A 22,207-nucleotide genomic window follows, 5' to 3' on the forward strand; every position below is an offset into this window, starting at 1 on the left:
TGCGAACAGCGTACCCCAATGGCTACGGTGTATCCGTAGCGAGAACATCGTAGCCACAACTGGGGGTAAGTCATGCAGGTGCTGATCGCCGGCGGGGGCACCGTCGGCCTGTCCACCGCGCTCTTCCTGGCCCACCACGGCGTGCCGACGCTCGTCGTGGAACGCGCACCCGGCCCGTCCGCCCACCCGCGCGCCACCGGACTCGGCTTCCGGACCATGGAGTTCTTCCGCCAGGCCGGCATCGCGGGTGACGTCGAGGCGGTCGCCGTCCGGCCGTCCGCCACGCTCGGGAAGATCTACGCCACCACGCTCGCGACGGCGGAACTGCCCGACTCGCCGCCCGCGGTGCCGAACAGCCCGAACGTCGCGGCGAGCGCCCTCAGCCCGGGCCGGCTCCGCGGCACCTGCCCGCAGGACCGGCTCGACTCGGTACTCCTGACCGCGGCGCGGGAGCGCGGAGCGACGGTCGCGTACTCGACCACGCTCGTCTCGGCCGAGCAGGACGGCACCGGCGTCACCGCGGTCCTCGACGGCCCGGCCGGGCGGCAGCTGGTGCGCGCCGACTACCTGGTCGCGGCCGACGGCGGCCGCAGCGAACTGCGCGCCGCGCTCGGCATCGGCACCACCGGACCGGGCGCGCTGGGCCGGCCGCTGCTCAACATCCTGTTCCGCGCCGACCTCACGCCGTACACCAAGGGCCTCCACTTCGCGAATTGCACGATCACCACGCCCGAAGCACCCGGAATGCTGGTGACCGTCGACGCCGAGAAGGACTGGATCTTCCACACCGACCTCGGTGACGAGCCGGCGGACGCCTTCCCGCCGGAGCGCTGCCGCGCGCTGATCCGGGCCGCGGTCGGCGATCCCGAGCTGGCGGTCGAGGTGGTGAGCGTGCTGCCGTGGCGGGTGCGCGGGCAGCTGGCCGACCGGTTCCGCGCCGGACGGGTGTTCCTGGCCGGCGATGCGGCGCACGCGATCCCGCCGCTCGGGGCGTTCGGCGCGAACACCGGCATCGCCGACGCGCACAACCTGGCGTGGAAACTCGCCGCGGTCCTCGACGGTTCCGCCGGGTCGGCACTGCTGGACACCTACGAGGCCGAACGCCGGCCGGTGGCAGCACAGGCGCTCGAACAAGCGTTGCTGCGACTGAAGGATCCCCGCTTGCACTGGGAACAGGGTCCCGCCGCCGCGGCGGCCCGAATCGCAGCGGGCGTGGTCAACTCACCGGTTGTCCAGCTCGGCTACCGCTACGACTCGGCGGCGGTGCTCGGCGCCCGACCCGAGCTTCCGTCCACCGAGGACGTCGTCCTCGACGGGACGCCCGGGTCGCGCGTCCCCCACGCCTGGCTGGCCGACAACTTGTCCACATTGGACCTCGTCGGCCCTCGGCTCACGTTGCTGACCGGCCCGTCCTGCGACTCGCTCGACGCACCACCGAGCGTCGACGTGCACCGGGTGAACGACGCGGATTGGCTGCGGGCCACGGGAATAACCGACCGCGGCGCCGTCCTGGTGCGTCCGGACCACTTCATCGCTTGGCGCGCCGAGACGGGGTCCGGTGACCTCAGCCGCGTCGTCGACCGGATCCTGGCGCGCTGAGCGCCGCGAGGAACGCCGCCTCGGCCGGGTTGGGGTGGCTGCCCCGGCGGCGGACCGCGAACACCGGGATGCGAGCGTCCACACCGGACACCGCCACGGTGCGGAGGCTGCCGATCCGCAGCTCCTCGCGGATGCTCGCCAGCGGCATCAACGCAACACCGAGGCCCGCCTCGATCAGGCGTTTCTGCGCGGTCAGGCTGTCCACCGTGGTGATCGACGGGTTCGTCAGGCCCGCCGCGGCCAGCTGGTGCTCCAGCAGGCCGCGGAACGAGCCCGCGCCGCCGCGTTCCGCCGGGAAGCCCAGCCACTTCTCGTCGCGCAGCGGGCCCAGGTCCGGCAGCCGCTCGGCGGTGATCCGGTGCCCGGCCGGCAGCACGACGTGGAGCTCTTCCTCGCCCAGCGGGATCGACTCGAGGTCGGCGTCGGGGTGGTAGCGCACGCCGAGATCCGCTTCGCCGCGACGGACCAGCGCGCTCACTTCGCGGCTGTTGGCCGTGCGCAGGTCGACCTCGACCCGGCTTCGCGCGGTGAACTCTCGCATCGCGTCCACGACGTGCGAGTCGGCCAGGGTGCCGACGAGGGCCAGCCGGAAGACGGTCCCGGGTTCCCGCACCGCCCGCTCGCCGTCGCGGATCGCGGCCAGCGCGGCCTCGGCGTACGGCAGCAGGGCGCGTCCCGCGTCGGTGAGGGTCACCCGGCGGCCGGTGCGCTCGAACAGGGCCGCGCCGAGGCCGTGTTCCAGCTCGTGGATCCGCCGGCTCACCGCGGGCTGCGAGCGGCGCAGCCTGCGCGACGCCTCGGTGAACCCGCCCACCTCGGCGATGCAGACGAAGGTTTCGAGCTCGTCGACCGTCATGCGATCAGTATTCCTGATGGATTTGTCGACACACTATGCATTTGTTCGATGCACGGTGAGCGGGCAAGGTGAAACCATGAGCACCCCAGCCGACCGGTTCCGCGCGCTGCACGAGCGCCCGGAGCCGCTCCTCCTGCCGAACCCGTGGGACGCCGGAACGGCCCGGCTGCTGGCGAGCCTCGGGTTCGAAGCCCTGGCCACGACGAGCCTGGGCGTCGCCAACACACTCGGCCGTCGTCGCGCGAGCCGGCAGGAGGTCTTGGACAACTGCCGGGAGATCGTCTCGGCGACACCGCTGCCGGTGAACGCGGACCTCGAGAACGGCTTCGCCGACGACCCCGCCGAAGCGGCGGCCATGGTCGCGGATGCCGCCGAGGCGGGCGTGGCCGGCGCGTCGATCGAGGACTACACGGGCGACCGCGCGAAGCCGATCTACGACTTCGAGCTGGCCGTCGACCGCGTTCGCGCGGCGGTGGAGACCGCACGCGGCCGGGTGGTGCTCACGGCGCGCGCCGAAAACCTGCTGCACGGGGTCGACGACCTGGACGACACGATCAAACGTCTGCAGGCGTTCGAGGAAGCCGGCGCCGACGTGCTGTACGCGCCGGGATTGCGGACGCTCGACCAGATGCGCGCCGTGGTTTTGTCGGTGGGCAAGCCGGTCAACGTCGTGATGGGCTTCGCGGACCCGTCGATCACCCTCGACCAGCTGGCCGGGATCGGGGTGCGGCGGATCAGCATCGGCGGTGCGCTTTCCCGGCTGGCGTTGAAGTCCTTCATGGCCGGGGCGCGGGAGATGCGAGCGGGCCGGTTCGGGTTCGTCGCGGACCTGCCGCCGGTTTCCGAGCTGTACCGCGCGTTCGGCTGACCAGGCAGGGATACCCGCCTGGTCAGCCGAACGACGTCAGCTACAACCCGACGTCGCGCCGCAGCCTTCGCAGGCGTAGCACGAGCCGGCCGGGCGCATCTTCGTTCCGCACGTCATGCACAGCGGGGCGTCCGCCGCCTTGCCGAGGCGCAGCTCCATCAGCTCCGTCGTCGTCTGGGCTTCGCGGTGCGGGTGCGCGGCTTCCTCCGCGTGCGGCTCGGGTGAGGAGTCCACTGTGGAGCTGAGCATTTCGACGTCGACACCACCGCCGTAGGTGGCCTCCACCTCCGCCGAACGCTCGTCCGCGGACAGGATGCCCAGCTGCGAACGCTTTTCGTACGGCAGGTAGTCCAGCGCCAGGCGGCGGAACAGGTAGTCCATCACACTCGTCGCGATGCGGATGTCCGAGTCGTCGGTCATGCCGGCCGGCTCGAAGCGCAGGTTCGAGAACTTCGAGACGTAGAACTCGAGCGGGATGCCGTGCTGCAGGCCCACCGAGATCGACATCGAGAACGCGTCCATCACGCCGGCCAGGGTCGAACCCTGCTTGCCCAGCTTGACGAAGATCTCGCCGAGGCCGTCGTCCGGGTACGAGCCCGCCGTCAGGTAGCCCTCCGCGCCGCCGACGGTGAACGACACCGTCTGGCTCGGGCGCTTCTTCGGCAGGCGCTTGCGCACCGGCCGGTACTCGACGACCTTCTCCGGCTCCGCCTCGGCCTTGTCCTTCTTGCCCGTGGACAGCGGCTGGCCGACCTTGCAGTTGTCGCGGTAGATCGCCAGCGCCTTCAGCCCGAGCTTCCAGCCCTGGAAGTAGATCTCCTCGACCTCTTCGACCGTCGCCGTCTCCGGCATGTTGACCGTCTTGGAGATGGCGCCGGAGAGGAACGGCTGCACCGCGGCCATCATCCGGACGTGCCCCATCGGCGCGATCGAGCGCTCGCCGACCGCGCAGTCGAACACCTCGTAGTGCTCGGGACGCAGCCCCGGCGCGTCGACGACGTGGCCGTTCTGCGCCACGAACTCGACGATCGCCTCGACCTGCTCGGCCGGGTAGCCCAGCGCCTCCAGCGCGCGCGGCACCGTCTGGTTGACGATCTGCATCGAGCCGCCGCCGACCAGCTTCTTGAACTTCACCAGCGAGAAGTCCGGCTCGATCCCGGTGGTGTCGCAGTCCATCATGAAGCCGATGGTGCCGGTGGGTGCGAGCACGGACGCCTGCGCGTTGCGCCAGCCGTGCTTCGTGCCGATGTCGATGCCCTTCTTCCACTCGTCCGTCGCCAGCGCGCGGACCGCGGCGTCGTTCGAGTGGTAGGTGCGGACGAGCTCGTTCGCCGCCGCGTGCTTGCGCATGACGCGCTGGTGCGCCTCCGCGTTGCGGGCGTAACCCTCGTACGCGCCGACGGCCTGGGCCAGCTCGGCCGAGCGCCGGTAGGAAACACCGGTCATCAGCGACGTGATCGACGCCGCGAGCGCGCGGCCGCCTTCGGAGTCGTACGCGTGGCCCAGCGCCATGAGCAGCGCGCCCAGGTTCGCGTAGCCGATGCCGAGCTGGCGGAACTTCCGCGTGGTGTCGGCGATCGGCTCGGTCGGGAAGTCCGCGAAGCAGATCGAGACGTCCATCGCGGTGATCACGAACTCGACCGCGCGGGCGAACAGCGGCGCGTCGAACGTGCCCTCGGGCGTGACGAACTTGAGCAGGTTCAGCGAGGCCAGGTTGCAGCTCGAGTTGTCGAGGTGCATGTACTCGCTGCACGGGTTCGACGCGGTGATCCGGCCCGACTCCGGGCAGGTGTGCCAGTCGTTGATCGTGCCGTCGTACTGGATGCCGGGGTCGGCGCACTCCCACGCCGCCTGGGCCAGCGTGCGGAACAGCTTCTTCGCGTCGGTCCGGTCGATCACCTCGCCGGTGAGCCGGGCGCGCAGGCCGAAGTCCGTGCCGTTCTCGACCGCCTGCATGAACTCGTCGGTCACGCGGACCGAGTTGTTCGCGTTCTGGTACTGCACCGAGGAGATGTCCGCGCCGGAGAGGTCCATGTCGAACCCGGCGTCGCGCAGGACCTTGATCTTCTCCTCTTCGCGCGCCTTGGTCTGGATGAACTCCTCGACGTCCGGGTGGTCGACGTCGAGCACGACCATCTTCGCCGCGCGCCGGGTGGCGCCGCCGGACTTGATGGTGCCCGCGGACGCGTCGGCGCCGCGCATGAACGAGACCGGGCCCGATGCGGTGCCGCCGGAGGTGAGCAGCTCCTTCGAGGAGCGGATGCGGGAGAGGTTCAGGCCGGCGCCGGAGCCGCCCTTGAAGATCAGGCCCTCCTCGCGGTACCAGTTGAGGATCGACTCCATGGTGTCGTCGACGGCGAGGATGAAGCACGCCGAGACCTGCTGCTTCGACGCCGTGCCGACGTTGAACCAGACCGGGGAGTTGAAGCTGAAGACCTGGTGCAGCAGCATCCAGGTGAGCTCGTGCTCGAAGATCTCGAGGTCCTGCGGCGTGGCGAAGTAGCCGTGGTCACCCGCGGCCTTGACGTAGCTGTGCACCACGCGGTCGATGAGCTGTTTGAGGCTGCGCTCGCGCTGCGGGGAGCCGACGGCGCCGCGGAAGTACTTGCTGGTGACGATGTTCGTGGCGTTGACCGACCAGGACGACGGGAACTCCACGCCGCGCTGCTCGAAGTTGACCGAGCCGTCGCGCCAGTTGGTCATCACGACGTCCCGCTGCTCCCAGGTCACCTGGTCGTACGGGTGCCGGCCCTCGGTCGTGAAGACGCGCCGCGCGGTCAAGCCACGGCCGGCCTTGCTCTTCTTCCCGGTGGCCGTGCCGGCCCCGGTTCCCACGGTCTCGGTCATGGTCGAACCCTCACTCCCGCAGCGGGACGGTCAATCGCCGTCTTCGCGCTGATCGCTCTCCTCCTGGGCAGCAGACCCCGCTATGGCCTCGCGCAGATCGGCGATCTCCTTCTCGAAGTCCTCGACCGAGGAGAAGGAGCGGTAGACGCTGGCGAACCGGAGGTAGGCGACCCCGTCGAGCTCACGCAGCGGGCCCAGGATGGCCAGGCCGACCTCGTGACTCGGGATCTCCGCCAGCCCGGCGGAGCGGATCGACTCCTCCACGCGCTGCGCGAGCTGCTGCAGCGCGTCGTCGTCGACCGGCCTGCCCTGGCAGGCGCGGCGGACGCCGCTCACCACCTTGTCCCGGCTGAACTGTTCGGTCACGCCCGAGCGCTTGACGACGGCGAGCACCATCGTCTCCGACGTCGTGAACCGACGTCCGCACGACGCGCACGAGCGCCGCCGCCGGATCGCCTGGCCTTCATCCACCTCTCGGGAGTCGACGACCCGAGAGTCCGCATGCCGGCAGAACGGGCACCTCATCCGCCGATCACCTTCCCCTCCGCGCCGGCCGCCCCGGTCGACGTCCGCCGGCCACCACGCGTGGCCGTGCCTCGAGCACCCGGCACCCCTGCACCTGGTGATCGAATTGTGGACATCCGGTGGGTGAGAGCCGACCAGCTGTGGACAACTGCTGCCCAGTCTACCCCAACCTGTGGACCAACTACAGCGGTGTAACTACTACATATAGCGGCTGAGAGTAGAACTCGGGAGGGGTGCACGCAAGCGGCGCGCCCGGCCGGATCCCCGCCCGGGTGAGAGCGGTTGACGGCCCCGGCAAGTCAGGGAGCGGAGACGGCCGCGGCGTCGGCGACCGGGACCGTGAGCGGCAGCCCGGGCACCAAAACGGCCTGGTCCAGGCGATTGAGCTCCTTGATGCGAGCGACAACCGCGCCAGGCTCGCTGTTCGGCGCGAATCGCGCGGCCAGCGAAGAGAGCGTGTCGCCCTGCCCGACCGACACCGTGGCGGTCTGCTCGGGCACCGGCGCGGCGGAAACTCCGCCATTCAGAAGACCCAATCCGGTGACCACGAGACAGCTCGCGACCGCGAGCGCGGCGAGCCACGGCCACCGCACCGGCACCCGGCGGGGCGCGGCGCACGGCGCGCCGGCCGGGCGGCGCCCCGCGACGACACGGGCGCGTGTCGGCGGGCGCTGCACCTCACCACGCCGCCCGCGCAAGACGCGCACAGGACGGGGTGGCGCCGGAACCGGGGTCGCCGGGCGAGCCGGACCGCGTTCGGCCAGAATGGACATCCGAACCTCCTCGAAACCCTGGTGTCCGCCCGATCCGGCGAACCGGCTGCGGCTCGCGGATCAAGGTCGAACAAGCGTTCTATCGAACGCCCGTGCGAAGGTCTACCACCTACCACCGACAAAATCGAGCGGACACGGCGTGTCGATCGAACAGATGTTTGAAATCGTCGTGCCCGGGGGCTAACGTCGGTGACCAGGGCATCTGCCGGGCAGATGCCGCCGGCGAGGCTGCCCGCACCCCCGCGGGCGGCGGCCGGCGCGCAGATACGTGCAGCGAACGTCTGGGAGGCGACGCAGTGGCAAAGGAGAACAAGGCGGGCAGGACGAGTGGGTCCCCCGGTGGCTCGGGCAAGGTGCACGCCATGCCCGAGGTGTACGACGTGGACGACGCTCTCACCGTCCGCCAGCAGCAGGTCCTCGACGTGATCCGCTCGTGGGTGAGCCGGTTCGGCTACCCGCCGAGCGTCCGCGAAATCGGGGAAGCGGTCGGCCTGACCTCGACGTCGTCGGTGTCGCACCAGCTGCGCGCGCTGCAGCGCAAGGGTTACCTGCGCCGGGACGCGAACCGCCCCCGCGCGGTCGGCGTGCTCTCCGCGACCGACGACAACCCCATGGGCATCGAGATGGACCAGCAGCCGGTCATGCCGAAGGCGGCGTACGTGCCGCTGGTCGGCCGGATCGCCGCCGGTGGCCCGGTGCTGGCCGAGCAGGCCATCGAGGACGTGTTCCCGCTGCCGCGGGAGATCGTCGGCGAGGGTGAGCTGTTCCTGCTCAAGGTCACCGGCGACTCGATGGTCGACGCGGCCATCACCGACGGCGACTGGGTCGTGGTCCGGCAGCAGCCGGACGCGGACAACGGCGAGATCGTCGCGGCGATGATCGACGGCGAGGCCACGGTCAAGACGTTCAAGCGCAAGGACGGCCACATCTGGCTGATGCCGCACAACGAGGCGTACGAGCCGATCCCCGGCGACGACGCGACGGTGCTCGGCAAGGTCGTGGCGGTCTTGCGCAGGTTGTAAGAGGTGGCTTCCGGGCTATCGCACGGCCCGGAAGCTTCACCGGATCGAGTGGTCTCGGCCGTGGGGAGCCGAGCCCGGCGAGCGCAGTCCCGGCGGCGGACGGACGGGAAAGCCCGGTCCCGGCCCACCGCGCCGGACGACGCGCTCCCACCGGTCGAAGTGTTTCCTTCGCGCGGTGCGCAGGACTGCGCGGCCTGAGCGGCCGCGCCCCGCACCGCGCGAAGGACGATCCGTTCAGCTCCGGCGGCGGCGCAGCCTGCTGAACCCGAACCAGCCCAGCCCCACCACGGCGACCGCGATGCCCGCCGCCGGCAGGATCGGCACTCCCCCGCCGTCCGACGATCCGGTGCCGCTCGCGCTCGAAGCCGGTTTTCCGTCCGACGAAGGTGCCGCTGAAGCGGCCAACGCTGCCGCCCCCGCCACCGTGCGGAGGGGCTGGCCGACACCTTCGCTGCCCGAGACCAGCGTCCCGTCGGGATCGAACGCGATCGCCTCGCCCTGCTTCTCCCCCGGCAACGGGATCCGGACCGGGGTGCGCTGCAGTGCGGCGAGAACATCGCCGTCCGGCACCGCGTAGACGTAAGCGTCGGTGTAGGTCCGCAGTGCGACGGCGCTCCCGTCGGCCATCGACGCGCCGCCGGTCACCAGGACCGAGCCGAACGAGCCGACCGGGCCGCCCTGGGTGTCGGTCTCCGCGATCTTCACCGTGCCGACCTTCTCCAGGTTGGTCGGCCCGGGACTGGCCAGCGGGCCCGACGGCCGGTAGACCCGGGCCTCACCCAGGATGTCCTTGGTGATCAGGTACGGCGTCCCCGCCTTGTCCATGATCAGCGCTTCGGTGTCGTGCTGGCCGTCGGGATAGGTGAGCCGGTGCAGCGCGACCTTGCCCTGGGGGCTCATCTCCAGGAGCGCGACCGTCAGCCGGCCCTTCTCGTTGTCACCGGTGTCGGACAGCCACAGCCGCCCGTCCGGGGTGCGGGCCAGGTCCTCGACGTCGAACGGGTCCGTCTTGTCGGTCAGGACCTTCTGCACCTTGCAGTCCCGGCCGAGGACGAACACCTGGACCTTGGTGCCGCCGTCGTTGATCGCGTAGAACCGCGAGCCGTCGGACACCAGGCCGGACAGCTCGCCGATCCGCGAGTCCTTCATCGTGCACAGCGGCTCCGGAGCAGCCGGAGCCGCGGAAGCCGGGACAGGCCCACCGAGCACGCCCAAGAAAACCGCCGCAACCGCGACCATCCAGCGCACCCAGCCACCTCCGTAGTGTGCGAACTCGCTGTCCGCACACTACGGAGACGTGTCAGGCCCTGGTCGAGTTGGTCTCGTACTCACGCAAAGCCGCGGCGAAATCGGGGCGGACCCGCACCAGCAGGCGCGTGCCGTCCTCGACGTGCTCCTCTTCCAGCACTTCGCCGTCCGCGTGCGCCCGCGCGACCAGCTCGCCACGCGTGTACGGCACGAGGACCTCGATGGTGACCTCCGGCCGCGGCAGGCGGTCGGCGATCACCTCGACGAGCTCGGCGATGCCCGCCCCGGTCCGCGCCGACACCGGCACCGAGCCGGCCAGCGCGTGCCGCAGCCGGGCGAGGCTGACCTCGTCGGACGCGTCGATCTTGTTGATCACCAGCAGCTCCGGCGGGAGCGGCTCCTTGCGCTTGCGCGTGATCTCGCCGAGCACCTCGCGCACCGCACTGACCTGCTCCTCCGGCGCCGGGTCGGACCCGTCGACGACGTGCACGAGCAGGTCCGCGTCCGCGGCCTCCTCCAGCGTCGAGCGGAACGCGTCCACCAGCTGGTGCGGCAGGTGCCGCACGAACCCGACGGTGTCGGTCAGCGTGTAGCCGCGCCCGTCGCTGGTCTGCGCGCGCCGCGTGGTCGGGTCGAGGGTGGCGAACAGCGCGTCCTCCACCAGCACCCCGGCCCCGGTCAGCGCGTTGAGCAGGCTCGACTTGCCGGCGTTGGTGTACCCGACGATCGCCACGCTGGGCACCTCGTTGGCCAGCCGCCGCCCGCGCTTGGTCTCGCGGATGGTGTCCATGGCGGCGATCTCACGGCGCAGCTTCGCCACGCGCTTGTTGATCCGCCGCCGGTCGGTCTCGAGCTTGGTCTCACCGGGACCACGCAGGCCCACGCCGCCGTTCGCGCCCCCGGCGCGGCCACCGGCCTGCCGGGACAGCGACGCACCCCACCCGCGCAGCCGCGGGATCAGGTACTGCAGCTGGGCCAGCTCGACCTGCGCCTTGCCCTCCTTGGACCGGGCGTGCTGGGCGAAGATGTCGAGGATCAGCGCGGTCCGGTCGATGACCTTGACCTTCACCTTCTCCTCGAGCTGCCGCAGCTGGCCCGGCGAGAGCTCGCCGTCGCAGATCACGGTGTCGGCGCCGGTGGACCCGACGATTTCGCGGACTTCCCGCACCTTGCCCGAGCCGATGTAGGTGGCCGGGTCCGGCTTGGTCCGCCGCTGGATGAGCCCTTCGAGGACTTCCGAGCCCGCCGTCTCGGCCAGGCGCGCCAGCTCGGCCAGCGACGCCTCGGACTGCAGGGCGGTGCCCTCGGTCCACACGCCGACCAGCACCACGCGTTCGAGCCGCAGTTGCCGGTACTCGACCTCGGTGACGTCGTCGAGTTCCGTGGACAGCCCCGCGACCCGGCGGAGCGACGCCCGGTCCTCGAGCTCCATTTCGCCCGTCGACAGCTCGGCGTTGTACAGGTCGTCGTCGTGGTCTTCGGTGTGTGTCAGTTCTGTCATCGTGCCTCCATGTTCCCACGATTCGCCGCGGGAACCGAACTTTTACGTGCTGGGATAGGTGGCGAGGTAGATCGCGGTGCGTTCGGCGCCGGGCCGGCGCGGACGCGCGCGGAACTCCTCGAGCAGGGCGTTGAGCCGCGTTTCCAGCTCCGCCCGCTCCTCGGGGGCCACCTGGACGACCAGGCGCGACTGGTGCACGCCCTCGAATCCGGTTTCGGCGATCTCGGCCAGATAGGCCTCGAGCACCGCCTGTTCCACGTCCTTGTCACCGCATGAGTCGAGTGTCCACGAAAGGCCCGTCGAAAGATACGGGATTTCCCGGGCACCCCGGGTCCCTCGGCGCGGGGGCTGCGCGGCGAGGAAGCCGGTGTCGACGAGCCTGCGCACGTGGTGCAGTGTCGTCGCGGGATCCCGGCCCAGCCGTTCCGCCAGCTCCTTGTTCGTCAGCGCCTCCGAGAAGGTCAACCGGATGATGCGCAGCCGTATTCCGGAGGCCAGCGCGGCGGCCTCGGCTTCGGTGGCGGTACGTCGTTTCTCGGGGAGCACGCGCACAGCCTAGAGCGAACAGTGATTGACACTTTCCAATCACTCGCGGCACACTCGATCCCATGTCCAGGGGGTCATCACTCTTCTTCCACGCCGACTTCAGACGGCTGTGGGCCGGCGACACGGCCAGCCAGTTCGGCACCGCGGTCGGTTACACCGCGGTGCCGCTGCTCGCGGCGGTGACGCTGGCCGCGACGCCGTTCCAGATGGGCCTGCTGACCGCGGCCCAGACGGTCGCGTTCCTGCTGCTCGGGCTGCCCGCCGGGGTGTGGGTGGACCGGCTGCGCCGCCGCCGGGTCATGCTCACCGCCGACTTCATCCGCTTCGCGCTGCTGCTGAGCGTGCCGCTCGCCTGGTGGGCCGGTGTGCTGACGCTGGCGCAGCTGATCGTCGTCGTGCTGCTCGTCGGCGTCGCCACGGTGTTCTTCGACGTCGCCTACCAGTCGTACCTGCCTTCGCTCGTCGGCCGGGAGCACCTGCTGGAGGGCAACGCGAAGCTGCAGGCGGTCCAGTCGGTCGCGCAGGTCGCCGGGCCGAGCGGCGCGGGCGTGCTGGTCCAGCTGATCAGCGCGGCCAACACGGTGCTCGGCACCGCCCTCGGCTACCTGACGTCGGCGCTGTGCCTGCTGCGGATCCGCGCGGTGGAGCCGGAACCGGACCGCACCGGGCACACCCGCCTGGCGCCGCAGATCGCGGAAGGACTGCGGTTCGTCTTCTCCGACAAGCCGTTGCGGTCGAGCGTGGCGTGCACGGCGACGGCGAACCTCTTCGGCGGCGCGTTCGTGGCGGTCCAGGTGCTGTTCTTCACCCGCACCGTCGGGCTGTCCCCCGCGCTCGTCGGCGTGATGCTCGCCATCGGCGGCGCGGGCGGCGTCCTCGGCGCGGTCTTCTCCGGCGCGCTGACCCGCCGGATCGGGCACGCTCGCACGATCTGGCTGGTCCCGCTGCTGTCCTGGCCAGCGCACCTGCTGCTCCCCTGGACCGGCGCGGACTGGCGGCTCGTGCTCGCCGCGGTCGGCGAGGTCGTCTACGGGTTCGGGGTGATCGTCTACAACGTCGCCCAGGTCTCCTACCGGCAGGCGATCTGCCCGGACCGGCTGCTCGGCCGGATGAACGCGAGTGTGCGGTTCCTCGTCTGGGGCACACTGCCGCTCGGCGGGCTCCTGGGCGGCACGCTCGGCGAAACGCTCGGGCTGCGCGGCGCGGTGTGGGTGGCGGCCGCCGGTGAGGCGGCCGCGGCGCTCTGGGTGGTGTGCTCACCGCTGCGGAAGATGCGCGACCTGCCCGTCACGGAAAAAGCAGGTGCCACCACCGCCTAGAGTTGCTTCATGACAACTCCCTTCACGAACCCGCGAGTCCCGGACAAGGTCGGTGTCGACGGTCTGGAGGCCAAGTGGGTACCCGTATGGGAGTCCACGGAGGCCTACCGGTTCGACCGGACGAAGACCCGCGACGAGATCTACTCGATCGACACCCCGCCGCCGACGGTCAGCGGGTCGCTGCACATCGGGCACGTCTTCTCCTTCACCCAAACCGACGTCGTCGCGCGGTTCAAGCGGATGCGCGGGTTCGAGGTGTTCTACCCGATGGGGTGGGACGACAACGGCCTGCCCACCGAACGCCGGGTGCAGAACCACTTCGGCGTCCGCTGCGAGCCGTCGCTGCCCTACGACCCGGACTTCCGCGCCCCGGAGAAACCGGGCAAGGACGTAGTCTCGATCTCGCGGCGCAACTTCGTCGAGCTGTGCGAAACCCTGACCGAGACCGACGAAAAGGTCTTCGAAGCGCTGTGGCGGCAGCTCGGGCTGTCGGTCGACTGGACGATGACCTACCAGACGATCGGGCACGACTCGCGGCTGATCTCGCAGCGCGCGTTCCTGCGCAACCTCGCCCGCGGTGAGGCCTACCAGGCCGAAGCACCGACGCTCTGGGACGTCACGTTCCGGACGGCGGTGGCGCAGGCCGAGCTGGAGGACCGCGAGCGCCCGGGCGCGTTCCACGACCTCGCGTTCACGGCGGAAGACGGCTCGGACGTCGTGATCGCGACGACCCGGCCGGAACTGCTGCCCGCGTGCGTAGCACTCGTCGCGCACCCGGACGACGAGCGGTTCAAGCCGCTCTTCGGGAAGTCGGTGCGGACGCCGGTGTTCGGCGTCGAGGTGCCGGTGGTGGCGCACCACCTCGCCGACCCCGAGAAGGGCCGCGGCATCGCGATGGTGTGCACCTTCGGCGACACCACGGACGTCACGTGGTGGCGCGAGCTGCGCCTGGCCACGCGGGTGGTGCTGGGCCGGGACGGACGATTCCTGCCCGACGCGCCGCACGACGTGCCGGCGGAGGCGTACGCGCCACTCATCGGCAAGACCGTCCACACGGGACGCGAGATCATGGTGCGCCTGCTGCGCGAAAGCGGTGCCCTGCAGGGGGAACCGCGGCCGATCACGCACTCGGTGAAGTTCTACGAGAAGGGTGACAAGCCGCTGGAGATCGTCGCCAGCCGGCAGTGGTACCTGCGCAACGGCGGCACCGACGAGGCGTTCCGGGCTCGCATGCTGGCTCGCGGCGAAGAGCTGAACTGGGTGCCGAAGCACATGAAGGTGCGGTACTCGTCGTGGGTGGAGAACCTGGCCGGCGACTGGCTGGTCAGCCGGCAACGGTTCTTCGGCGTGCCGATCCCGTTGTGGTACCGGCTCGATTCGCACGGCGAGCCGGACTACGACGCGCGTCTGCTGCCGGACGACTTGCCCGTGGACCCGAGCAGTGACGTCCCGCCGGGCTTCACCGAGGACCAGCGTGGTGTCCCGGGCGGGTTCGCCGCCGAGGCGGACGTGATGGACACCTGGGCGACGTCGTCGCTCACACCGCAGATCGTCGGCCGCTGGAGCGTCGACGACGACCTGTTCGAGCGGATCTTCCCGATGGACCTGCGCCCGCAGGCGCACGAGATCATCCGCACCTGGCTGTTCTCGACGGCGGTGCGCGCGGAGCTGGAACACGGTGCGCTGCCGTGGCGGGAGGCGTCGATCGCGGGCTGGGTGCTCGACCCGGACCGCAAGAAGATGTCGAAGTCCAAGGGCAACGTGACAACGCCGGTGGACATGCTGGAGCGCTTCGGCTCGGACGCGGTGCGCTACTGGGCGGCGAGCGCGCGCCCCGGCGTCGACACGGCGGTCGACGAAGGCCAGATGAAGGTCGGCCGCCGGCTGGCGACGAAGCTGCTCAACGCGAGCCGGTTCGTTCTGGGCTTGGGTGTGCCGTCCCCGTCTGCCGTCCCGACCGAGCCGTTGGACCGGGCGCTGCTGGCTTCGCTGGCTGTCGTCATCGAGCAGGCGACGGCGGCGTTGGAGGCGCTGGACTACGCGCGGGCGCTGCAGGTGACCGAGACGTTCTTCTGGACGTTCTGCGACGACTACGTCGAGCTGGTGAAGGGCCGCGCATACGGCGACAGCGGCCCTTCGGGAGCTTCGTCGGCCCAAGCGGCGCTGGTGACGGCGTTGTCGGCGGTGCTGCGGCTGTTCGCGCCGTTCCTGCCGTTCGCGACCGAGGAGGTCTGGTCGTGGTGGCAGGAGGGCTCGGTGCACCGGGCGCCGTGGCCCACGGCGTCCGCGTCCGACGGTGATCCGGAACTGCTGGCGCTGGCCGGCGCGGTGATCGCGGCGGTGCGCCGGGCCAAGACCGAGGCGAAGGTGTCGATGCGCTCGTCCGTCGAGACGCTCACGGTGACCGGCCCGGCCGACGTCCTGGCGCGGTTCGCGGACATCGAGCCGGACATCCGGACGGCGGGCACGATCGCGGACGTCAAGACGAGCGAAGGCGACTTCGCGATCGAGGCTCAGGTCTGACGCCGGTGGGCCGCCGTCAGGAACCGGCGGCGGCCCACCAGGCTTCGTCGATCTCGCCGCGCGCCACGATCTCCGCCGGGCCCGACAGCGTCGACGCGCCGCGCGAGACCGTCACCTCGACCCGGCCGCCCGGGACGTCCACAGTGGACGCTCCGGTGTCGGTGCCGGCCAGGTGGAACGCCGCCGCCACCGCGGCGACCGTGCCGGTGCCGCACGCCCGCGTCTCCCCCACCCCGCGCTCGTGCACGCGCATCCGCAGCGCGCCCTCGCCGAGCCGGTTGACGAACTCGAGGTTGACCCCGTGCGGGAAGACGTCGTGGTCGAAGTCGGGCTGGTCGCGCAGGTCGAGGTCCGCGACGTCGTCATCGTCGAGCAGCGACACCAGGTGCGGGTTGCCGACGTCGACCGCCACGCCGGAGAACGGCCGGCCCGCCACCACGGTGACCGAGGTGCCGGTGATCGTCGCCGGTCCCATCTGGACGGTCACCGAACGGTCCGGGTGCACCACCACCGGGCGGTCGCCGGCGCGGGTGCCGATGACGAACTCGCCCTCGGCCGCCAGCCCCGACTCGACGAGGTAACGAGCGAAGACGCGGGTGCCGTTGCCGCACATCTCCGCGATCGAGCCGTCGGCGTTGCGGTAGTCCATGAACCACTCGCCTTCGGACGGCACTTCGAGCGCGGCGGCCCGGACGACGCGCAGCACGCCGTCGGCCCCGAGCCCGCGGTGGCGGTCGCACAGCGCGGCGACCTTCGCCTCGGTCAGCTCGAGGCGGCCCGCCGGATCGGGGAGCAGCACGAAGTCGTTCTGCGTGCCGTGCCCCTTGAGGAACTCGATTCCGCCCATAAGGGAAAGATTACCTGCCCAGGGTATGCAGGACGCGTGCGGCCAGCCCGGCCTCGCCGCCGTCGAACCAGTCGATCCGCCCGTCGCGCCGGAACCAGGAACGTTGCTTCCGGACGAAGCGCCGGGTGGCCTGCGCCGTCGCCGCGGCGGCCGCCTCGAAGTCGCCTTCGCCGTCCAGCTCGGCGAGCACCTGCTGGTACCCGAGCGCCCGCGACGCCGTCTTCCCCTCGCGCAGGCCCTCCTTGACGAGCGTGCGGACCTCGTCGACCAGCCCGGCGGCGAACATCCGCCGGACGCGCTCGTTCACGCGCTCGTCGAGCTCCTCGGGCGCCCGGTCGACACCGATCACGACCGTGCCGTACCGGGCCGGGCCGGGCTTGGGCAGGTTCGCCGAGAACGGCTCGCCGGTGATCTCGATGACCTCGAGGGCACGCACGATCCGCCGGGTGTTGGTCGGCAGGATCGCGGCCGCGGCGGCCGGATCGCGTTCACCCAACCGGGTGTAGAGCGCGGGCGTGCCGAGTTCGGCCGCCTCCGCGTCGAGCCGGGCGCGCACCGCCGGGTCGGTGCCCGGGAAGCGCAGGTCGTCGAGCACCGCCTGGACGTAGAGGCCGGACCCGCCCGCCAGGACCGGCACCCGGCCGGCGGCCAGGAGCCGTTCGATCTCGGCTCGCGCGTCGCGCTGGTAGGCCGCGACGGACGCCGTTTCGGTCACGTCCAGCACGTCGAGCAGGTGGTGGGGGACGCCGCGGCGCTCGGCCTCGGTGGCCTTGGCGGTGCCGATGTCCATCCCCCGGTAGAGCTGCAACGCGTCGGCGTTGACAACCTCTCCGCCGAGTTCGAGGGCGAGGTCGACGGCCAGCGCGGTCTTGCCGGTGGCCGTCGGCCCGACCACCGCCACGGGACGGATTCCGGGCGGCGCGGCGGGGCTGGTCACGGCGGCTGACGATACCGGCGGGCCGCCACGGAGCGTCCACCGGAAGTAGGATCACGAGCTTCGAGTGGCTCATCCAGTACCACGGTGCGCGCTGAGCTGCTTGAATGCCGCGTGGGGCCGTAGCATCCGAGCACGGCCCGTGACGACCGCATTACCCGGCCCCGCTTCCGCGGCGGGGCGCCCGCGCAAGCGGGCGTACAGGCGATAAGGAGCCTGCGATGGCCCAGGAGAACACTTCCACCGGTACCCCGGCCCCGCACCCGGTGCCGCACGCGCTGCACGCCGGGCACGCCGCCCCGCCCGTGCCGCCCGCCGAGCCCACCCCGTCCACCTGGGGCCGCATCGACGACGAGGGCACCGTCTACGTCATCACCGCCGAGGGTGAGCGCGCCGTCGGCGTCTGGCAGGCCGGCAGCCCCGACGAGGGCCTGGTGCACTACGCCCGCCGCTTCGACGACGTGCGGACCGAGGTCGAGCTGCTGGAGACGCGGCTGGCCTCCGGCGCGGGCGACCCGAAGCACGCGCTGTCGAGCGCCACCCAGCTCCGGGACGGCCTGGCCGAGTCTTCGCTGGTCGGCGACCTGGCCGCGCTCGCCGCGCGGCTGGAGTACGTCATCGGGCACGCCGAGAAGGCGCTGGCCAGCGCGAAGCAGGAGCGCGAAGAGGCCCGCGCGGCGGCCGTCGCCCGCAAGCAGGTGCTGGCCGAGGAGGCCGAGAAGATCGCCGCCGACTCCACCCAGTGGAAGGCGGCGGGCGACCGGCTGCGCGCGATCCTGGACGAGTGGAAGACGGTCAAGGGCGTCGACCGGAAGACCGACGACGAACTGTGGAAGCGGTTCTCCAAGGCCCGCGAGGGCTTCAACCGGCGTCGTGGCTCCCACTTCGCCGAGCTGGACAAGCAGCGCGCCTCGGCCAAGACGCGCAAGGAAGAGCTCATCGCCGAGGCCGAGGCCATCAGCGAGTCCGAGGACTGGGGCGAGACCGCCGGTCGTTACAAGGACCTGATGACCGAGTGGAAGGCCGCCGGCCGCGCGCCGAAGGACAGCGACGAAGCGCTGTGGCAGCGGTTCCGCGCGGCGCAGGACAAGTTCTTCGCCCGCCGGTCCGCGGTGTTCTCCGAGCGTGACGCGGAGTTCACGCAGAACGCGTCCCGCAAGGAAGAGCTGCTGGTCGAAGCCGAGAAGATCGACGCGGCGGCGAACCTCGAAGCGGCGAAGAACGCCCTGCGCAAGATCCAGGAGCAGTGGGACGAGATCGGCAAGGTCCCGCGCGAGCGGATCCGCGAGCTCGACGGCCGGCTGAAGGCGGTCCAGGACGCGGTGAAGTCCGCCGAGGACTCCCGCTGGCGCCGCACGGACCCGGAGGCGCAGGCTCGGGCCGCGCAGTTCCGCGAGCGCGTCGAGCAGTTCGAGTCCCAGGCGGCGAAGGCGCGTGCGGCGGGAGACGAGCGCCGGGCGAAGAAGGCGGACGAGCAGGCTGCGCAGTGGCGCGAGTGGCTGCAGGCGGCGGAGGCCGCGGTCGCCGACCGCTGAGTTCTCGCTCCCGAAGGCCCCTTCGCTTCGGCGAGGGGGCCTTCGTCGGCAAGCGGACGGTTAACGCGTCACCCGAAGCGGTGTGACGGGCCGCACGGCCGGGGGTCTTCCGGCGCTTTCCGATCGCGCCGGTGCTCCACTTCGATCATGAGCAAGCCATCGAACCTCGTGTCCGCGCTGGTCATCGCCTGCACCGTCGCGCTCGCCGCGCCCACCGTCGCGCTGGCCGCCACCGGCCCCGCGCCCGCCGCCGTCCAGGGCAAGAAGAAGCACAAGGCCAAGCTCGAGGCGAAGGCCGAGAAGAACCGCGTCAAGGTCGGCGAAGAGACGAAGATCAAGGGCTCGTTCGCCGACCTCGGCGGGCAGGAAAGCCTCTCCGGCGGCGAGCCGGTGATCGTCCAGCAGCTCAAGGCCGGCGTCTGGGTCGACCTGACCACCGGTACCTGCAAGCCCAACGGCGTCTTCAAGTTCAGCGTGAGCTTCAAGATCCGCGCGAACGTCACGCTGCGGGTCTTCCACCCGGAGACCGAGCTCTACGTCGGCGTCGTGTCGAGCCTGATCGGCATCGTGGTGCTCTAGTTCCGCGAGAACGCGGTCCGCATCCACGACACTGCGAGGCAGATCATCGCGATCCAGGCGATGATCAGGCCGTAGCCGGGTCCGCCGCCCGCGGCTCCGCTGGCGTGCGACGACTGCTGCGACCAGATGGCCAGCAGCCCGTCCACCGAAGCGAACCAGCCGCCGGCGGCGCACACCCAGGCCAGCCACCACCGCCGGGTCACCAGGGCCAGCGCCGAAGCGAGGATGCCGACGGCGGTCGACGTCGCCGCGAACAGCTGCGGGATGCCGCCGCCCTCGCCGGCCAGCACCTGCCAGCCGGCGTGCTCGCCGACCCACGGCAGGAGCAGGCAGATCAGCAGCACGAACATGAGCACGGCGATGGTGAACCCGCGCCGGCCCAGCTCCACCGTGCGTGACGCGTGGTCGCCCACCTCGTCGATCTCGGCGGCCAGCTCGGCCAGCTCACCGTTGCCCTTGGACTCCGTCACAGCGCACACCCGCTCACCGGCTCCGGCTGGGCGGCCGGGGCACCGAAGCCCGGCAGTCCCAGCGTGACGCCGCTCGTCTTCGGCCGCAGCCCGGCCTCCGCGTTGTCACCGGCCCTAGTCCGCCGGTGGGACAGCAGGTCACCGTCGGCCACCAGGTGGTGCGGCGCGCCGTAGGTCACGACCGTCTCGACGACGTCGCCGGGGCGGACCGTCCGGTCCACCGCACCGCCGGTCGGCGCGAAGTGCACCAGGCGGCCGTCGCGGGCGCGGCCGCTCATCCGGTGCGTCTCGGCGTCCTTGCGGCCTTCACCCTCGGCGACGAGCAGCTCGACCCGCCGTCCGACGATCTTCTTGTTCTCTTCCCAGGAGATCGTGTTCTGCAGCTCGGCGAGCCGTTCGTAGCGCTCCTGCACGACCGCCTTCGGCAGCTGGTCCGGCATCGTCGCGGCCGGCGTGCCGGGGCGGATCGAGTACTGGAAGGTGAAGGCGCTGGAGAACCGGGACTCGGCGACGACGTCGAGGGTCGCCTGGAAGTCCTCTTCGGTCTCCCCGGGGAAGCCGACGATGATGTCGGTGGTGATGGCCGCGTCCGGCATCGCCGCGCGGACCTCGTCGAGGATCTTCAGGAAGCGCGCCGAGCGGTACGACCGCTTCATCTCGCGCAGCACGCGGTCGGACCCGGACTGCAGCGGCATGTGCAGCTGGTGGCAGACGTTCGGGGTCGCGGCCATCGCGTCGATGACGTCGGAGGTGAACGCCGCCGGGTGCGGCGAGGTGAAGCGCACCCGCTCCAGGCCGTCGATGGCGCCGGTCGCGCGCAGCAGCTTCCCGAAGGCCAGCCGGTCACCGAACTCGACGCCGTAGGAGTTCACGTTCTGGCCGAGCAGCGTGACTTCCAGCACGCCCTCGGCGACGAGCGCCTCGACCTCGGCGAGGATCTCGCCGGGCCGCCGGTCGCGCTCCTTGCCGCGCAGCGCGGGCACGATGCAGAAGGTGCAGGTGTTGTTGCAGCCGACCGAAACGGACACCCAGCTCGCGTAGGACGATTCACGGCGCGCAGGCAGCGTCGAGGGGAACGTCTCGAGCGACTCGAGAATCTCGACCTCGGCCTCGGCGTTGTGCCGCGCCCGCTCGAGCAGCGTCGGCAGCGACCCGATGTTGTGCGTCCCGAAGACGACGTCCACCCACGGCGCCCGCTTGACGATGTCCCCGCGGTCCTTCTGCGCCAGGCACCCCCCGACGGCGATCTGCAGCCCGGGATTCGCGACCTTGTCCGGCCGCAGGTGCCCGAGGGTGCCGTAGAGCTTGTTGTCCGCGTTCTCCCGCACGGCGCAGGTGTTGAACACGATCAGGTCAGGCTTGGCACCGGCGTCCACCGGCACGTACCCGGCCTCTTCGAGCTGCCCGGCGAGGCGCTCGGAGTCGTGCACGTTCATCTGGCAACCGAAGGTGCGGATCTGGTACGCCCTGGGTGCCTGTGTCTCGGTCATCGCCCTTCAGGGTAGACCCGCGCCCACCAGCGGCTCCGCGTCCCTCCCGGTCCAGACGTCGAGTCATCTGGTCCGGCGGGCTCGGCAGCGACGGATCGTTCACGGCGCTTCCTTCCCGGCGAACGGCCGGACCAGCGCCCCGGCCTGGCGTAGTGCGTCGATCGCGTCGGCCGGACCGCCGGCGCCGGTGACGACGCTGCCTGCCAGCACCGTCCCGGTCGCGCCGGCGGCGTCCCATCCGCTGACCTGGTCGGCGTCGAACCCGACCCGGTCCAGGCGGGCGTCGCGGAGTTTCGCGCCCCGGAGATCGGTGCGGAAGAAGTAGGTCTTGGTCAGGTCGGCGCGGTCGAGCACCGCCCCGGTCAGCACCGCTCCGGACAGGTTGGCGCGGACGAGCCGGGCACCGGTCAGATCCGCGCCCGTGAGATCCGCGGCGGTGAAGTCGACCTTGTACAGGTCGGCGCCGGTCAGCTTCGCGTGCCGCAGGTTCGCGCCGATGAGTTCGGCATGGCTGAGATCCGTGCCGGTCAGGTCGCAGCCGGACAGGTCGGCTTCGTGGAGCACCGCGCCGTCCATCCGGCGTCCGGCCAGGCGCAGCCCGGTGAGCGAACGGCCGGTCAGGTCCAGCTGCCGGCCGCCTTTGGTGTCGTTCCACTGCCGGTGGTCGGCCAGCAGCGCGTCGAACTCGGCCTGGCTCAACGTCCGTGCCATCAGCAGGTCGCCAC

General features: G+C 71.1%; 19 protein-coding genes. 7 read left to right on the forward strand and 12 right to left on the reverse strand.

Annotated features, from left to right (window positions below; translation table 11 throughout):
• The first annotated feature begins 72 nt into the window (after positions 1-72).
• The gene (locus ACIA5G_RS18460) at positions 73-1,599 is read left to right on the forward strand and encodes an FAD-dependent monooxygenase (protein ID WP_395924515.1); all 1,527 of its coding nucleotides are present in this window, start codon (positions 73-75) and stop codon (positions 1,597-1,599) included.
• On the opposite strand, the gene ACIA5G_RS18465 is transcribed toward ACIA5G_RS18460, so the two are convergent.
• Complete coding sequence (locus tag ACIA5G_RS18465) at positions 1,565-2,455, reverse strand: LysR family transcriptional regulator (protein WP_395924517.1); 891 nt, start codon at positions 2,453-2,455, stop codon at positions 1,565-1,567. The two genes, ACIA5G_RS18460 and ACIA5G_RS18465, sit on opposite strands and share 35 nt — an antisense overlap.
• Before the next feature lie 76 nt (positions 2,456-2,531).
• Here ACIA5G_RS18465 and ACIA5G_RS18470 point away from each other — a divergent pair, with 76 nt between their 5' ends.
• Positions 2,532-3,323 (forward strand): oxaloacetate decarboxylase, encoded by a 792-nt coding sequence (locus ACIA5G_RS18470; RefSeq protein ID WP_395924519.1) that lies wholly within the window; start codon positions 2,532-2,534, stop codon positions 3,321-3,323.
• 36 nt (positions 3,324-3,359) lie between these two features.
• Here ACIA5G_RS18470 and ACIA5G_RS18475 read toward each other — a convergent pair whose 3' ends face one another.
• From ACIA5G_RS18475 to ACIA5G_RS18485, 3 genes are all read right to left on the reverse strand, one after another.
• On the reverse strand, positions 3,360-6,170 hold the full coding sequence (locus ACIA5G_RS18475; RefSeq protein ID WP_395924521.1) for a vitamin B12-dependent ribonucleotide reductase: 2,811 nt from the start codon (positions 6,168-6,170) through the stop codon (positions 3,360-3,362).
• A gap of 30 nt (positions 6,171-6,200) precedes the next feature.
• Complete coding sequence (gene nrdR / locus ACIA5G_RS18480) at positions 6,201-6,695, reverse strand: transcriptional regulator NrdR (protein WP_395924523.1); 495 nt, start codon at positions 6,693-6,695, stop codon at positions 6,201-6,203.
• Positions 6,696-6,994: 299 nt separating this feature from the next.
• The gene (locus ACIA5G_RS18485) at positions 6,995-7,468 is read right to left on the reverse strand and encodes a LysM peptidoglycan-binding domain-containing protein (protein ID WP_395924525.1); all 474 of its coding nucleotides are present in this window, start codon (positions 7,466-7,468) and stop codon (positions 6,995-6,997) included.
• A gap of 362 nt (positions 7,469-7,830) precedes the next feature.
• Between ACIA5G_RS18485 and lexA the strand changes: the two genes are divergently transcribed.
• On the forward strand, positions 7,831-8,490 hold the full coding sequence (gene lexA / locus ACIA5G_RS18490) for a transcriptional repressor LexA (protein WP_395924527.1): 660 nt from the start codon (positions 7,831-7,833) through the stop codon (positions 8,488-8,490).
• A 234-nt stretch (positions 8,491-8,724) separates the two neighbouring features.
• Here lexA and ACIA5G_RS18495 read toward each other — a convergent pair whose 3' ends face one another.
• Genes ACIA5G_RS18495 through ACIA5G_RS18505 form a run of 3 tightly spaced genes read right to left on the reverse strand, consistent with a single transcriptional unit; the run spans position 8,725 to position 11,785 of the window.
• Positions 8,725-9,738 carry an esterase-like activity of phytase family protein gene (locus tag ACIA5G_RS18495; RefSeq protein ID WP_395924529.1) on the reverse strand — a complete coding sequence of 338 codons (1,014 nt, stop codon included), beginning with the start codon at positions 9,736-9,738 and terminating at the stop codon, positions 8,725-8,727.
• A gap of 52 nt (positions 9,739-9,790) precedes the next feature.
• Positions 9,791-11,239 (reverse strand): GTPase HflX, encoded by a 1,449-nt coding sequence (gene hflX / locus ACIA5G_RS18500; RefSeq protein ID WP_395924531.1) that lies wholly within the window; start codon positions 11,237-11,239, stop codon positions 9,791-9,793.
• Between the two features lie 42 nt (positions 11,240-11,281).
• Positions 11,282-11,785, reverse strand: coding sequence for an ArsR/SmtB family transcription factor (locus ACIA5G_RS18505; RefSeq protein WP_395924533.1), 504 nt, complete (start codon positions 11,783-11,785; stop codon positions 11,282-11,284).
• A 62-nt stretch (positions 11,786-11,847) separates the two neighbouring features.
• Between ACIA5G_RS18505 and ACIA5G_RS18510 the strand changes: the two genes are divergently transcribed.
• Complete coding sequence (locus ACIA5G_RS18510) at positions 11,848-13,104, forward strand: MFS transporter (protein WP_395924535.1); 1,257 nt, start codon at positions 11,848-11,850, stop codon at positions 13,102-13,104.
• Positions 13,105-13,113: 9 nt separating this feature from the next.
• On the forward strand, positions 13,114-15,627 hold the full coding sequence (valS, locus tag ACIA5G_RS18515; protein ID WP_395924537.1) for a valine--tRNA ligase: 2,514 nt from the start codon (positions 13,114-13,116) through the stop codon (positions 15,625-15,627).
• Between the two features lie 16 nt (positions 15,628-15,643).
• Here the strand turns inward: valS and dapF are convergent, their stop codons facing one another.
• On the reverse strand, positions 15,644-16,474 hold the full coding sequence (gene dapF, locus ACIA5G_RS18520; RefSeq protein WP_395924539.1) for a diaminopimelate epimerase: 831 nt from the start codon (positions 16,472-16,474) through the stop codon (positions 15,644-15,646).
• Between the two features lie 10 nt (positions 16,475-16,484).
• Complete coding sequence (gene miaA / locus ACIA5G_RS18525) at positions 16,485-17,411, reverse strand: tRNA (adenosine(37)-N6)-dimethylallyltransferase MiaA (protein ID WP_395924541.1); 927 nt, start codon at positions 17,409-17,411, stop codon at positions 16,485-16,487.
• Positions 17,412-17,629: 218 nt separating this feature from the next.
• Here miaA and ACIA5G_RS18530 point away from each other — a divergent pair, with 218 nt between their 5' ends.
• A complete protein-coding gene (locus ACIA5G_RS18530; protein WP_395924543.1) occupies positions 17,630-18,943 on the forward strand; it encodes a DUF349 domain-containing protein in 1,314 nt (437 codons plus the stop codon).
• A 147-nt stretch (positions 18,944-19,090) separates the two neighbouring features.
• Entirely contained in the window at positions 19,091-19,522 is a 432-nt protein-coding gene (locus tag ACIA5G_RS18535) for a hypothetical protein (protein WP_395924545.1), read from the forward strand.
• Here the strand turns inward: ACIA5G_RS18535 and ACIA5G_RS18540 are convergent.
• The 3 genes from ACIA5G_RS18540 to ACIA5G_RS18550 form a co-directional block, all read right to left on the reverse strand.
• On the reverse strand, positions 19,519-19,992 hold the full coding sequence (locus ACIA5G_RS18540) for a hypothetical protein (RefSeq protein ID WP_395924547.1): 474 nt from the start codon (positions 19,990-19,992) through the stop codon (positions 19,519-19,521). The two genes, ACIA5G_RS18535 and ACIA5G_RS18540, sit on opposite strands and share 4 nt — an antisense overlap.
• Entirely contained in the window at positions 19,989-21,482 is a 1,494-nt protein-coding gene (gene miaB, locus ACIA5G_RS18545; protein ID WP_395924549.1) for a tRNA (N6-isopentenyl adenosine(37)-C2)-methylthiotransferase MiaB, read from the reverse strand. The genes ACIA5G_RS18540 and miaB overlap by 4 nt, the downstream gene beginning before the upstream one ends.
• 99 nt (positions 21,483-21,581) lie before the next feature.
• Positions 21,582-22,193, reverse strand: coding sequence for a pentapeptide repeat-containing protein (locus ACIA5G_RS18550; protein WP_395924551.1), 612 nt, complete (start codon positions 22,191-22,193; stop codon positions 21,582-21,584).
• Positions 22,194-22,207 lie beyond the last annotated feature (14 nt).

Source organism: Amycolatopsis sp. NPDC051758 (assembly GCF_044453095.1).
Taxonomy (GTDB): Bacteria; Actinomycetota; Actinomycetes; order Mycobacteriales; family Pseudonocardiaceae; genus Amycolatopsis.